Annotated in this window: 12 protein-coding genes; 9 read left to right on the forward strand and 3 right to left on the reverse strand. The window is 34.7% G+C overall.

Annotated elements, in window-relative coordinates; genetic code table 11:
• The first annotated feature begins 157 nt into the window (after positions 1-157).
• The 6 genes from clpB to EG814_RS16140 all read left to right on the forward strand — a co-directional run bounded on the left by clpB (position 158) and on the right by EG814_RS16140 (position 6,437).
• Positions 158-2,758 carry an ATP-dependent chaperone ClpB gene (gene clpB, locus EG814_RS16115; RefSeq protein WP_125722925.1) on the forward strand — a complete coding sequence of 867 codons (2,601 nt, stop codon included), beginning with the start codon at positions 158-160 and terminating at the stop codon, positions 2,756-2,758.
• Positions 2,759-3,163: 405 nt separating this feature from the next.
• Entirely contained in the window at positions 3,164-4,048 is an 885-nt protein-coding gene (locus tag EG814_RS16120; protein WP_125722926.1) for a DUF808 domain-containing protein, read from the forward strand.
• A 319-nt stretch (positions 4,049-4,367) separates the two neighbouring features.
• Complete coding sequence (locus tag EG814_RS16125; RefSeq protein ID WP_125722927.1) at positions 4,368-4,778, forward strand: hypothetical protein; 411 nt, start codon at positions 4,368-4,370, stop codon at positions 4,776-4,778.
• A 117-nt stretch (positions 4,779-4,895) separates the two neighbouring features.
• A complete protein-coding gene (locus EG814_RS16130) occupies positions 4,896-5,162 on the forward strand; it encodes a hypothetical protein (RefSeq protein ID WP_125722928.1) in 267 nt (88 codons plus the stop codon).
• An 11-nt stretch (positions 5,163-5,173) separates the two neighbouring features.
• Positions 5,174-5,392, forward strand: a complete 219-nt coding sequence (locus EG814_RS16135; protein ID WP_125722929.1) for a type II toxin-antitoxin system RelE/ParE family toxin — start codon at positions 5,174-5,176, stop codon at positions 5,390-5,392.
• 154 nt (positions 5,393-5,546) lie between these two features.
• A complete protein-coding gene (locus tag EG814_RS16140) occupies positions 5,547-6,437 on the forward strand; it encodes a carbon-nitrogen hydrolase (RefSeq protein ID WP_125722930.1) in 891 nt (296 codons plus the stop codon).
• A gap of 304 nt (positions 6,438-6,741) precedes the next feature.
• Here EG814_RS16140 and EG814_RS16145 read toward each other — a convergent pair whose 3' ends face one another.
• A complete protein-coding gene (locus EG814_RS16145) occupies positions 6,742-8,004 on the reverse strand; it encodes an OmpA family protein (protein ID WP_125722931.1) in 1,263 nt (420 codons plus the stop codon).
• 201 nt (positions 8,005-8,205) lie between these two features.
• Positions 8,206-9,723 carry a choice-of-anchor I family protein gene (locus tag EG814_RS16150; protein ID WP_125722932.1) on the reverse strand — a complete coding sequence of 506 codons (1,518 nt, stop codon included), beginning with the start codon at positions 9,721-9,723 and terminating at the stop codon, positions 8,206-8,208.
• A 184-nt stretch (positions 9,724-9,907) separates the two neighbouring features.
• Between EG814_RS16150 and EG814_RS16155 the strand changes: the two genes are divergently transcribed.
• Positions 9,908-10,948 carry an agmatine deiminase family protein gene (locus EG814_RS16155; RefSeq protein WP_125722933.1) on the forward strand — a complete coding sequence of 347 codons (1,041 nt, stop codon included), beginning with the start codon at positions 9,908-9,910 and terminating at the stop codon, positions 10,946-10,948.
• Between the two features lie 154 nt (positions 10,949-11,102).
• On the opposite strand, the gene fahA is transcribed toward EG814_RS16155, so the two are convergent.
• Positions 11,103-12,386, reverse strand: coding sequence for a fumarylacetoacetase (fahA, locus tag EG814_RS16160; RefSeq protein ID WP_125722934.1), 1,284 nt, complete (start codon positions 12,384-12,386; stop codon positions 11,103-11,105).
• 109 nt (positions 12,387-12,495) lie between these two features.
• On the opposite strand from fahA, the gene glyA reads away from it, so the two are divergent.
• Both glyA and miaE read left to right on the forward strand, forming a co-directional pair.
• Positions 12,496-13,770 (forward strand): serine hydroxymethyltransferase, encoded by a 1,275-nt coding sequence (glyA, locus tag EG814_RS16165; RefSeq protein WP_125722935.1) that lies wholly within the window; start codon positions 12,496-12,498, stop codon positions 13,768-13,770.
• A 156-nt stretch (positions 13,771-13,926) separates the two neighbouring features.
• Positions 13,927-14,520 (forward strand): tRNA-(ms[2]io[6]A)-hydroxylase, encoded by a 594-nt coding sequence (gene miaE, locus EG814_RS16170; RefSeq protein WP_125722936.1) that lies wholly within the window; start codon positions 13,927-13,929, stop codon positions 14,518-14,520.
• Positions 14,521-14,555: the final 35 nt, after the last annotated feature.

Below are 14,555 nucleotides of genomic sequence, written 5' to 3' on the forward strand. Positions count from 1 at the left end.
ATTTTTACCGTCATTTTGTCTGTTTTTTTACTGTGGAATATAATTTGTCTATTTCAATGCAAAGTTAAATTATTTTGAACAACAAATGTAGCTCAATAAATCGTAACTTTAATCTTATAAAATTCAAACAAAATAAAATCAATCAAATCGTAAAAATATGAATATTAACAAGTTTACTATTAAATCGCAAGAAGCCATTCAGCTGTCACAGCAATTAGCACAGCGAAATGGTCAGCAGCAAATTGAAAATGAACACATTTTCAAAGCAATTTTTGAAGTTGATGAAAACGTAGCGCCATTTATATTGAAAAAATTAAATGTAAATGTGCCTCTGTTTTTGCAGGTTTTAGATGCTACAATTCAAAACTTTCCAAAAGTTTCTGGAGGAGAAATTATGCTTTCTAGAGACGCAAATAAAGCTTTGAATGAAGCTGAAATTATCGCTCAGAAAATGAACGATGAATACGTTTCTATCGAACATTTAATTTTAGCCATTTTTGATTCAAAGAGTAAAGTTTCTCAGATTTTAAAAGACCAAGGCGTTACAGGAAAAGGCCTAAAAGCAACAATCGAAGAATTACGAAAAGGAGAAAGAGTAACTTCGGCTTCAGCTGAAGAAACTTATAATTCGTTGAATAAATACGCTAAAAACTTAAACGAATTAGCTCGTACAGGAAAACTAGATCCGGTTATTGGCCGTGATGAAGAAATTCGTCGTGTACTGCAAATTCTAACCCGTAGAACCAAAAACAACCCAATGCTTATTGGTGAGCCTGGAGTTGGTAAAACGGCAATTGCAGAAGGTTTGGCGCATAGAATTGTTGACGGTGACGTTCCAGAAAACTTAAAAGAAAAAATCGTTTTCTCTCTAGATATGGGAGCTTTGATTGCAGGAGCGAAATACAAAGGAGAATTTGAAGAGCGTTTAAAATCGGTTGTAAAAGAGGTTACAGCTGCAGAAGGAGATATTGTTCTTTTTATTGATGAGATTCATACGCTTGTAGGAGCGGGTGGAGGCGAAGGCGCAATGGATGCTGCCAATATCTTGAAACCAGCTTTGGCGCGTGGAGAATTGAGAGCAATTGGAGCCACAACTTTAGATGAATATCAAAAATATTTTGAAAAGGATAAAGCGCTTGAAAGACGTTTCCAAAAAGTTCTAATTGACGAACCAGATACAGAAAGCGCGGTTTCAATTCTTCGTGGAATCAAAGAAAAATACGAAACACACCATAAAGTTCAGATCAAAGATGAAGCAATTATTGCTGCAGTTGAGCTTTCGCAAAGATACATTACCAATCGTTTCTTGCCAGATAAAGCAATTGACTTAATGGATGAAGCGGCTTCTAAACTGCGTATGGAAATCAATTCGAAACCAGAAGAATTGGATGTTTTGGATCGTAAAATCATGCAGTTGGAAATTGAGATCGAAGCCATTAAACGTGAGAAGGAAGAAAGCAAGCTTAAAATTTTAGGTATGGAATTGGCCAACCTGAAGGAAGAGCGAAACGAAATCTTTGCAAAATGGAAATCTGAAAAAGATATTGTTGATGGAATTCAAGCCGTAAAACACGAAATAGAAGACTTTAAGTACGAAGCAGAACGTGCAGAACGTGATGGTGATTACGGAAAAGTAGCTGAAATTCGTTACGGAAAAATAAAAGAAGCGCAAGAACGTCAGGAAACGTTGCAAAAACAATTGCAGGAATTTCAACAAGGAAATTCTTTAATTAAAGAAGAAGTTACCAGAGAAGACATTGCCGAAGTTGTAGCAAAATGGACTGGAATTCCAGTAACTAAAATGCTTCAGACAGAAAGAGAAAAACTATTGCATTTAGAAGACGAATTGCACAAACGTGTTGTTGGTCAGGAAGAAGCGATTGAAGCTGTGAGTGATGCAGTTCGTAGAAGCCGTGCCGGTTTGCAGGATATGAAAAAACCAGTTGGAACTTTCTTGTTCTTAGGGACAACGGGAGTTGGTAAAACCGAATTAGCAAAAGCGTTGGCGGAATATCTTTTTGATGATGAAAATGCTATGACGCGTATCGATATGAGTGAGTACCAAGAACGTCACAGTGTGAGCCGTTTGGTTGGTGCACCTCCAGGATATGTGGGTTATGATGAAGGTGGGCAGTTGACAGAAGCCGTTCGTAGAAAACCGTATTCCGTTATTTTGTTAGATGAGATCGAAAAAGCGCATCCAGATACGTTCAATATTTTATTGCAAGTTCTTGATGAAGGTCGATTAACTGATAACAAAGGTCGTTTGGCCGATTTCAAAAATACGATTATCATCATGACTTCTAATATGGGAAGCCAGATTATTCAAGAGAAATTTGAAAATCTGAAAGGCGGAGTAGAAGCAGCGACAGAAGCAGCGAAAAACGAAGTTTTAGGATTGTTGAAACAAACAGTTCGTCCAGAGTTTATAAACCGTATCGATGAAATTGTAATGTTTACGCCGCTTACGGTAGATAATATTTCTAGAATTGTTGGTTTGCAGCTGAAAGGTGTTACCAAAATGCTGGCTCAGCAGGGCATTACAATGGATGCAACTCCAGAGGCAATTGCTTACTTGTCAGAAAAAGGATTTGATCCTCAGTTTGGTGCAAGACCAGTAAAAAGAGTCGTGCAGCGAGAAGTTTTAAATCAATTGTCAAAAGAAATTTTGGCTGGAAATATAACAACAGAAAGCATTATTCTGATTGATGCTTTCGATGGAAATTTAGTATTTAGAAATCAGACGCATAAAGGTTAATAATTTTATTTAGTTAATTATTAATTGGAGAAAACATCAGTCGAAAGGCTGGTGTTTTTTTGTGCTATAAATTCTGAAACTTTTTAGGCAATTCATATAACAAGATATTTTGAAAAAAGAATCAATTTTAAACTAATAAAAATCAGCAAATTATTAATTAAAATTTAAAGAACATGAACAATTTATTTAGAGGATTACTTGCAGGATATGGAGCCAAAAAATTAGGTGGAGGCTGTTTTGGAACTATTATAGTTTTCATTATTTTGTGGGTGCTGTTAGGACAATGCAGTTAAGAACAGCATTACATAAAATTGAGAATAAAAACATAAATTTAGGTGTGATATTGTTGGGAAGATTCAAACAAAATGTATAGATTCGCATCACAAAAAATAACAAATTTAAAAGATGGCTTCAGGTTTTTTCGTTCTATTAGATGATATCGCAGCAATTATGGATGATGTTGCAGTAATGAGTAAAATTGCAGCAAAGAAAACAGCTGGAATCTTAGGAGATGATTTGGCTGTAAATGCTGAAAAAGCTTCAGGATTTGCATCATCTAGAGAACTTCCTGTTCTTTGGGCAATCAGTAAAGGCTCTTTGCTAAATAAAATTATTATACTTCCTATTGCTTTTTTGTTGAGCGCTTTTCTTCCGGCAGCTATTATCGTAATATTGGTTCTTGGGGGATTGTTTTTAGCCTATGAAGGAGCCGAGAAAGTTTATGAGTTTATCGTTCCTCATAAACATGCAGAATCAGAAGGGATTACAGAAGAAACTCTAACCGAAGAACAAATCTTAGCAGTAGAGAAAACTAAAATCAAATCTGCTATTATAACAGACTTTATTCTTTCTGTCGAAATTGTAATTATCGCCTTAGGAACTGTTATAGAAGAGCCTCTAACGCAACAGATTATCGTAACTTCTATTATTGCCTTAATTGCTACAATTGGAGTTTATGGTATTGTAGCGCTTATTGTTAGAATGGATGAAGCGGGTTATAAACTTATTAAGGTTAGCAAAAGTGAAAAAAGCTTTTCTGCTATGATAGGAAATATTTTGGTGAAGGCTCTTCCTTTGGTAATTAAAGGATTAACGGTAATTGGAACTATTGCTTTGCTTTTGGTTGCAGGAGGAATTTTTGTACATTACATTCCTTATTTCCATCATTTGTCAGAAGAAATCAAAATGCCTGCGATTATTAAAGAATTTGTAGTAGGATTGGTTTTAGGATTTGCAGTTCTTTTAGTTATTAACTTAGTTAAAAAGATTTTCAAAAAGAAAACGGCTTAATCTAATTAACATCATCATATAAAAACATCAGTCGAAAGGCTGATGTTTTTTTTTTGGAACAATAATACTTTTGAGGTTTAAAATAGTTTGACTTTTTGCTCTCTTTTTATTGTTATGAAACGAGATCAAAGAAAAGTTGAAGAAGTGTAAAACTGTAATTTTTTAAAAAGTATTAAAGAAATATGCATTTTTTTTAAACGAATAAAAACTTGATTTTTAGTTATTTAGTTCCTTAGTGGAATTTTTAACATTTTGTTTTAAGCAACCATTGCAACTAAGCGACATCTTCATAGTAATTAACAATTAATTATTATTTTATATGAAAAGTTTTAGTTTAAAATCAAGTTTAGTAGTATTATTTTTATCAATTGCATTTGTTTCATGCAATAGTGATGATGACGTGGAAACACCAGTTGAAACCTCTAAAGCTGCTTTAGCAACCGAAATTAAAGGACCAGCAACAGGAAAAGTAAATGATGAATTAAGCTACGAAGTAACGTATGTTGTAGATAATGCCTGCGGAGAATTTGATAAAATTTCAGAAGTAACAATTGGGGCAGTAAAAGGATTGCAAGTAGTAGCTAAATATCCAGCAGAAGTTTGCACGCAGCAAGTGCCAGAGCCAAAAAAGACAGTTTACAAATTTAAATCGGCAGCAAAAGGAACTTTCGAAATTAAATTCAAAAAATCAGAAACAGAATTCCTTACTCAAAAAGTAGTGATCGAATAGTAAAAAATTTAGTTGAGTTTATTTAGGTTTGAAAAGCCATTTTGCAGAAGTTCAATTTTAAACTGATGTAGAATGGTTTTTTTACCTAAAAATATGGACGAAAATTTCTATCTTTGAATGATCAAATATGATAAGATTATGGGAGCTTTAGAGTTGAGAGAAAGTGTTTTAGAATATATTAGTACTGCCGATGAGCGTCTTTTAAAAGTTGTAAAAGCAGTTATTGAAAGTTATCAAGAAGAAGATATAGTTGCATTTTCGGTAGAAGGGCAGCCAATTACTAGAGTTGAGTATAAAGCTCAGTTGGCTAATACGAAATTAGAAATTGAAAGAGGAGAATATACTTCGCAAGAAGATTTAGAAAAGGAATCTGATAATTGGTAACATACAAAACTATGAAGGTAGTTTGGACCCACACTGCCAAGAATCATTTAAGAACAATTTTTAATTTTTATAAAGAGAAATCGATTCAAGGCGCTAATAATATTAAGAATGAAATTCTAGATGCAACTAAAAAAATACATTTTGCAGAACAATATCAAAAAGATGAAATTGAACCTGAATATAGAAGAATTATAATTAGAGATTATAAAATATTATTTAGTAGAAGATGATGTGATTTACATTTCTAAAATATTTTCTACAAAACGAAATTCTGCAGAACAATTATAAAGAGCTTTTAGGCTCTTTTTTAATATCATAAAGTTAAATAAACTCATATTGCTATTCTTTCAAAAAGTACTATTTTTGCACTCTAAATTTTATGTCATGGCGAAAAGAAAGTATAAAGTATCGGTTATTCAGTTAAATCTGAATGATGTTGCCGAAAATAATCTTAAAAAATGTATCAGCTGGGTAAGAGATGCTGCAAGCCAAGGTGCTGAAGTTATACTATTACCTGAATTATATAGCAGTCATTATTTCTGCCAAAGCGAAGATGTAGATAATTTTGCATTAGCAGAACCATTATACAGTACTTCATTTATTGCTTTTAGTGAATTAGCAAAAGATTTAGGAGTAGTGATTATTGTTCCTTTCTTCGAGAAAAGAATGGCTGGAATTTACCACAATAGTGCTTATATTATTGACACTGATGGAAGTGAAGCTGGTTTGTACCGTAAAATGCATATTCCAGACGATCCACATTTCTATGAGAAATTCTATTTTACTCCAGGTGATTTAGGTTTCCAAGCAATCGAAACTAAAAAAGGAACGGTTGGGACTTTGATCTGTTGGGATCAATGGTATCCTGAAGCAGCTCGTATTACGGCGCTTAAAGGTGCTGAGGTTTTATTCTACCCAACTGCTATTGGATGGCATCCTAAAGAAAAAGAGCAATACGGAGAAAACCAATACGGTGCTTGGATGAACGTAATGAAAGGCCATGCAGTAGCAAATGGAGTTTTCGTAGCAGCAGCAAATAGAATTGGTTTAGAAAAATATATCGACGGTACAGAAGGAATTCAATTCTGGGGAGCTTCTTTCATCGCTGGACCACAAGGAGAAATCTTAGCTCAGGCATCTCACGATAAAGAAGAAATCTTAATTGCTGAAGTTGATTTGGATTTACAAGAAAATGTTCGCCAAAACTGGCCATTTTTCAGAGACAGAAGAATTGATGCTTTTGGAGATATTACAAAAAGAGCAATAGATAAATAATTAGATTTATCTGAAATATGTAAAGGGACAAAATGTAAATTTTGTCCCTTTTAATTTTGTTCTTTTTGTAAGCTTCGGAGAAGCGAAATATTTATAGCAAATAATAAAAGTAACACTATAAAGCTCTAGCGGAGCGACATGTCTTTTTTCAATCTAATGCATGTCGCTCCGCTAGAGCTTTTTTCATTTTTTTCTATTCAAATTCTATAAATATTTTTGTTGCTCTGGAACTCTTGTTTTTTATAACAAAAAAGAGCTGTCTCATATGTAACAGCTCCTTTTCTTGTTTTTAGCCTTATATGTATTACTTCACTTGGAAAGTAACTCTTCTCACGATCTGACGTGCCTCTTTAGAATTTTTGTTAACAGAAGTATCTTCTCCGTTAGCAATTACATTCAATCTTGATGCATCAATTCCTGCATTTACAGCTACTTTTTTCACAGCTTCAGCTCTTTTTCTAGATAATTCAGTGTTGTAGCTTGTGTTTCCAATTTCGTCAGCATAACCAATAATGTCAGCAGATTTTCCTGGATTGTTTTTCAAATATTTCACTAAGAAATCTACGCCTGATAAAGATGCGTTTGTAGGTTTAGACGAATTGAAATCGAAATAAACATTTACATAACCTCCGTTGATTAATTCTTCAACAGTATTGTTTGTATTTACACCTGCGCCTTTCTTTTCATACGTTTTGTCTAAATAGCTTTCTAACTCATCTGGCACACCATTTTGATTCGTATCAATAGATTGTCCTTTTGTGTTAACAGCAACTCCTGCAATAGAATTTGGCTCTAAATCGTACAAATCAGCAACTCCATCTTTGTCTGTGTCCAAAAGACCAGTTTCGATTAAGTCCACTCTTTTTTCCAATTCACCGATTCTATCTTCTTCACCAACCCAGTCAGCATGTTTTTCATTTTTACCCAAGTAGAAAGTTAGACCAACAGAAGCATTTAATAATACTCCGTCAAAAGAACTATTCGAATTAGTTGTACCCATTCCGTCAAAGTTCCAGTTTTGTCTTCCGTTAACAATTCCTGTCAAGTCTCCTGTTAAAGCAACTCTATTGCTTAATCTGATTTGACCTGTTAAACCAGCGATTCCGTGCGCCACATAATCTTGTCCGCCAAAACCAGTTTCTGTACTAATCTGTCCAACTCCAAAACCACCATGTGCCAAAAGTCCGATAGTGTTAGTCCATGTTTCAAAGTTTAAAGCACGTCCAACATTCACAACTCCTTGTAAACTTGCTCTAACGTAGCGGCTTTCGAAGTCTGGAGTGTCTTTTTTCTCTTTAAATTGATCGTATCCAACATCTAATTTCAAACCAAATTTTGGATTAAACATATATCTAACTCCTAAATCTCCGTGAAAGAAGTTTGCAGATTCTGTTGTATAACCTGGTGTCATTGCTCTGGTTGGTTTGTTAACACCACCATTAAGTTCGATCGACCATTTGTTATATTCTTGCTCTACTCTTGGTGTAGTAGATGTGGTAGCCATATTTTGCGCGCCTGCCGCGAAGGATAGTAATAATAAAGAGGCTGATACTAATTTCTTTTTCATGATATCAAAAATTAAATTGTTTTTATTTTAAACTCATGAACAAAATTAGCCGTCGAATTCCACAATGCGTTGTATATGCTCTTACATAATTTCCATCTTTTGGCTTTTAATTGTGTAAATCCGTTAAAATAAGCCTAATAGAAGCCCAAAAAAAAGGACAAAATTCACATTTTGTCCTTTTTTGCTATCCTAAAAGTTTATTTATTTCAAATCTGGCTGATAAATTTTAACAGATCCATCTCCTTCGCTGCTTACTACTAGCAAACTTCTTTTGGTAGGGCTTTTTGAAGCCGGAATAAAAAGAAGCCCTTCTGGAGCGTCTCCAGTTTTTACAGTTTGTAAATATTGTGGCGAAGTTGGGGTTGTAGCATCATATACCATAAAAGCATCAGATCTTTCTAAGCCAACAAATAAAATGTTTTGATTACCCATTTTAGCAGCAACTACCGCTTCTGGTTCAGAACCTTTATCGTCACTTCTCTTATCGTCGTAAGTTCCTAATTCATTCGTTTTTTTATCTACATCATTTTTACTGTCAAAAACAATTTTTCCAGTATTTCCGTTCCAGATTGAGAATGATCTTGCTCCAAAACTTACCATTTCGTCCAAATCTCCATCTCCATCAGTATCTCCCATGTCGGCAACAAGATTAAGTCTTCCAAGATTAGTTTCTAGTTTTAAAGTAGCAGCATCAGGAAAAACAGTTGCGTCAAGTTTCATGTCTTTCATACGTTTAACATCAGAATAAGCATCGTATTCTCTTGCATCTCCTTCATTTGCTGTAACAAAATAAGGTGTATTGTTTACAGTAAAATGGCTGATAGCATCTGGCATATATAAACCTTTTACTTTCCACGGACTAAAAGCTACTTTGTCGTCTTTATCACTTATGTCAATTGCATTTTCAGCTGTATTGTAGTCTTTTAAACCTAAAGGATAAATAGCAGTAATTGTTTTAGAAATTAAATCAACTTTGGCAACACCATTATTCTCCTGTAAAGTTACCCAAGCAGTTTTTGAGTCATCAGAAATAGTAATGTATTCTGGTTCAATATCCTGAGCGAAACTTTTAGCAAATTTTGAGATTCTGAAACCATCTTTTGCTAAAGTCGCTGCCTGACCACTAAAAGAAGCGAAATCTAAATTAGTAACATTATAAGTAGCAGTTTCAATAATAGAAACCGTTCCGTTAGGATCTTGAGAATAATCAGCATTTGGCTCTCCTTCGTTTGCCGTCATGATATATTTTCCGTCTGGAGAATAAGTAATCATATCAGGAAGTGCACCAACTGTAACTTGTTTGATTAAGCTATAATCTGTAGTGTTGAAAACAACAACTTTACCATTTCCTTGTTTGTTTGCAGAAGATTCTAAAGCAACTGCTAATTTTCCGTCAAAAATTGAGACACTGTTTGCAGCTCCTTCGTAAGTTGCTAAGTCAATTTTTCCAATTTTCATTGGTTTTGTTGGGTCAGCAATATCAATAACATCGATTTGATTTACACCACTGTTATTAACTGTAAATAGTCTTTTCGTTTTTTCGCAGTAAGCAGAAATTTCAGCCGCACCTTCTCCGCCAATTGTAATAGAACCAATTTCTTTAAATGTTCCAGGATTTTCGTTTACAACAACTTCAGGTTCGTTGTTAGAATTTTCATCATTGTTACAGCTTGCCAATATAGAAAGAGCAGCTAATAATGAGATCGATAATTTTTTCATGTGTTAGTTTTTAGTTTCGGCAAAAGTAATTCTGAGCTTTCTGTTAAATATTAAGGATGTATTATTTAATCTTTAACTTAATTTTTGCAAGATATTTTTTGTGAAATTATTATCGAATTTGATATAAATGTTTTAAAATCCTAACGAATGCTTATCTTTGCACTTTCTAAATTAGAACCTATTTATGTCAACAAATAATAGAAGATTTCCAGCAGAATGGGAAAAACAGCAAGGAATTGTATTGTGTTTTCCGCATAATGGCAACGATTGGCCAGGAAAATACGAAGCTGTTCAATGGGCTTTTGTAGAATTTATAAAAAAAGTAGCCACTTTTGAAACTGTTTTTTTGGTAGTTGCCGATGAAAAACTAAAAGAAAAGGTTGCTGATATGCTAGAAAGAGCTCGCGTAAACATTAAAAACGTTTCTTATATTATACATAAAACCAACAGAAGCTGGATGCGTGACTCTGGACCAATTATTGTAAAAAATGGTTCTAAAAGAGAAGCTTTGAATTTCAATTTCAATGGCTGGGCGAAATATAAAAACTACCAATTAGATAAATTTGTTCCAGGTAAAGTCGCTGATTTTATCGATGTTCCACTAACTCAGGTTATGTACAAAGGAAAACCGGTAATTGTAGAAGGTGGAGCGATTGATGTAAATGGGAAAGGAACTTTGCTAACTTCTGAAGAATGTTTGATGCATCCGACAATTCAGGTTCGTAATGCTGGTTTTACAAAAGAAGACTATGAAGCTGTTTTTAAAGAATATCTTGGCGTTACAAACGTAATCTGGCTTGGAGATGGAATTGAAGGCGATGATACACACGGACACATTGACGATTTATGCCGATTTGTTAATGAAGATACTATTGTAACCATTGTAGAAACAGATAAAAACGATTCGAATTACAAACCTTTACAGGATAATTTGAAACGTTTGCAAAATGCAAAATTAGAAAACGGAAAATCTCCTGTAATTGTAGCATTGCCAATGCCAAAACGTGTAGATTTTGAAGATTTACGTTTACCAGCAAGTTATGCTAATTTCTTAATTTTGAATAACTGCGTTTTAGTCCCAACATTCAACGATAGTAACGACAGAGTAGCTTTAAATATACTTTCAGAATGTTTCCCAGACCGCGAAGTAATCGGAATAAGCTGTATCGATTTTATTTGGGGCTTTGGAACTTTACACTGTTTAAGCCAGCAGATTCCGGCTTAGTAAGTTTAAACCATATAATTTATGTAAGTTTCATTTAAAGAATTCTTGAATTTCTTATATGATTTATATGGTTTAAAAAACATAGTTATAAAAAAAACCTTGGTTCATAGCCAAGGTTTTTTGTTTTCTATATCTCTTCAGATTGATCTGCTCTTCATTGTCTCGTAAATGGAGGTAAAAGCTGACTTGCAACTTCTCCAAAACCAATTCTTACTTCGGCATTTTCGCAAAATCCTCGAATAATAACCGTATCATTATCTTCAATAAATTTACGTTCGCTACCGTCATTTAGCTTTAGTGGATTTTTACCGCCCCAAGTTAATTCTAGCATAGAACCAAAAGTATCAGGCGTTGGACCAGAAATTGTTCCAGAACCCATCATGTCGCCAGAATTTACGCGGCATCCGTTTGAAGTATGATGCGCCAATTGCTGACTCATTGACCAATATAAATATTTAAAGTTCGATTTAGAAATTACGGTTTCTTCCTGATCTTCAGGTTTAAGAGAAACTTCTAAATGAATATCAAATGCTTTTTTGCCTTTTGTCTGTAAATAAGGGAGCGGAGTCGGATCTTGTTTTGGTCCTTTAGTTCTAAAAGGCTCCAAAGCATCCATAGTTACTATCCACGGTGAAATTGATGTCGCAAAGTTTTTAGCTAAAAATGGCCCAAGTGGCACATATTCCCATTTCTGAATATCACGTGCACTCCAGTCATTTAGTAAAACCATTCCGAAAATATAATCTTCAGCTTCGTAAGTTGAAATATTTTCGCCCATTACATTTACATCTGTAGTAATGAAAGCCGTTTCTAATTCAAAATCTACTAAGCGTGAAGCACCAAAAACAGGCGTGTCGTGACCAGCTGGTAAAGTTTGTCCCATTGGTCTGTGCACCGGAATTCCAGAAGGCACAATCGTTGAACTTCTTCCATGGTATCCAACTGGAATATGCAGCCAGTTTGGAAGCAAAGCATTTTCAGGATCGCGAAACATTTTTCCTACGTTCGTAGCATGTTCTTTACTGGAATAAAAGTCTGTATAGTCACCAATTAAAACAGGAAGTTGCATCTCTACATCTTCGATTTTAAATATAACAATATCTCTGTGTTTTGTTGAATCTCTTAATTGCGGGTTAGTCTCGTCGAAAATCTCAGCGATACGATTTCGAACCAAACGCCATGTTTTTTTTCCATCAGAAATAAAATCATTTAGCGTATCCTGCATAAACATATCATCGGTTAATTCTATTCCTTCAAAATAGTTTAATTGCTGTAAAGCGCCTAAATCTATAGCATAATCGCCAATTCTCGTTCCTACTGTAACGACATTTTCTTTGGTAAGAAACACGCCGAAAGGAATATTCTGAATAGGGAAGTCGCTATTTTCTGGCACTTCTAACCATGATTTTCTACTGGTATCGTTGGCGGTTATTGGCATGTTTAATGTTAATTGTTTGTTGAAAAATTACATGTCAAATATATCATAATCTAGCAGTTTGACAAACGTTTTTTTGTATTTTTGCGTGAAATTAACGAAAAACAAAAAAATGCAACGCGACGAACAAATTTTTGATCTTATCCAGGAGGAGAAAGAAAGACAAATTCACGGACTAGAGCTTATTGCTTCAGAGAATTTTGTAAGTGATGAAGTAATGGCAGCAGCAGGGTCTGTTTTAACAAATAAATATGCTGAGGGTTATCCTGGCAAAAGATACTACGGCGGTTGTGAAGTAGTTGACGTAATTGAGCAGATTGCTATTGACAGAGCTAAAGAATTATTTGGTGCTGAATATGCAAACGTACAGCCTCACTCAGGTTCTCAGGCAAACACTTCTGTGTACCACGCTTGTTTAAATCCTGGTGATACGATTTTAGGTTTCGATTTATCTCACGGAGGTCACTTAACTCACGGTTCTCCTGTAAACTTCTCAGGTCGTTTGTACCGCCCTGTTTTTTATGGTGTAGATGCTGAAACTGGTCGTTTAGATTATGATAAAATTCAAGAAATTGCAACAAAAGAACAGCCAAAATTAATTATCGCTGGAGCTTCGGCTTATTCTCGTGATATGGATTTTGCTCGTTTCAGACAAATTGCAGACAGCGTTGGAGCTATCTTATTTGCTGATATTTCTCACCCAGCTGGTCTTATTGCAAAAGGATTAATGAATGACCCAATTCCACATTGTCATATTGTTTCTACAACAACTCACAAAACATTAAGAGGACCACGTGGAGGTTTGATCTTAATGGGGAAAGATTTCCCAAATCCACTAGGATTAACAACTCCAAAAGGAGAAATTAGAATGATGTCTTCTTTATTAGATTTAGCTGTTTTCCCAGGAAATCAAGGAGGACCTTTAATGCACATTATCGCTGCTAAAGCCGTTGCTTTTGGCGAAGCATTAAAAGACGAATTCTTTACGTACGCTATGCAATTGCAGAAAAATGCAAACGCAATGGCAGATGCTTTTGTAAAAAGAGGATACAAAATTATCTCTGGCGGAACTGATAACCATATGATGCTTATTGACTTAAGAAATAAAAATATTTCTGGTAAAGAAGCTGAAAACGCATTAGTAAAGGCAGAAATCACAGTAAATAAAAACATGGTTCCTTTTGATGATAAATCACCATTTATCACGTCTGGTATTCGTGTAGGAACAGCTGCGATCACAACTCGTGGTTTAGTTGAAGCTGATATGGAAACTATCGTAGCTTTAATTGATAAAGTACTGTCTGATCATACAAACGAAGATCTTATCGAAGAAGTTGCTGCTGAAGTAAACGAAATGATGAGCGAAAGACCAATCTTCAAGTATTAAATAGTTTTAAAGTTTCTCCCGAAACTTCGGGATCAAGTTTAAAGTTTTGTAATGCGGAATATAACGTAGAGCAAAACTTTAAACTTTTTTCGTTTTTAATTGACATCAAGTAGAAAACTTGAAACTTGAAACAAAATAAACTTAAAACAAAAACACATGGGCGTATTAAGATTACAATTGCCAACCGACCCAAGATGGGTAAACATTGTTGAGAAAAACATCGAAGAAATTTTGACCGATCACGCTTGGTGCGAGCAAAAAGCAGCAACAAATGCGATTACGATTATCACGAACAATTCTGAACATCAGGATTTAGTGGTAGATTTATTGGCTTTAGCCAAAGAAGAAATCGATCATTTTGAGCAGGTTCATAATATCATAATCAAACGCGGATTAAAACTAGGACGCGAGCGTAAAGACGATTACGTAAACGAACTCTATCAATACATGAAGAAAAGCGGAGACGGAAGCCGTGTTTCTGGCCTTGTAGAAAGACTTTTGTTCTCAGCCATGATCGAAGCCAGAAGCTGCGAACGTTTTAAAGTGCTTTCTGAGAATATTCAGGACGAGGAATTGGCTGTTTTCTACAGAGAATTAATGGAAAGTGAAGCAGGACATTACACTACTTTTATCACTTACGCAAGAAAATATGGAGTTGGAATTGACGTAGAAAAACGCTGGAGAGAATGGTTAGCATTTGAAGAATCTATCATTACGAATTACGGAAAAGGAGAAACGATCCACGGATAGTTTTTTTAGTGGTCAGTGTTCAGATTTTTTAGTGA

Source organism: Flavobacterium ustbae, assembly GCF_003946915.1.
Lineage (GTDB): Bacteria > Bacteroidota > Bacteroidia > Flavobacteriales > Flavobacteriaceae > Flavobacterium > Flavobacterium ustbae.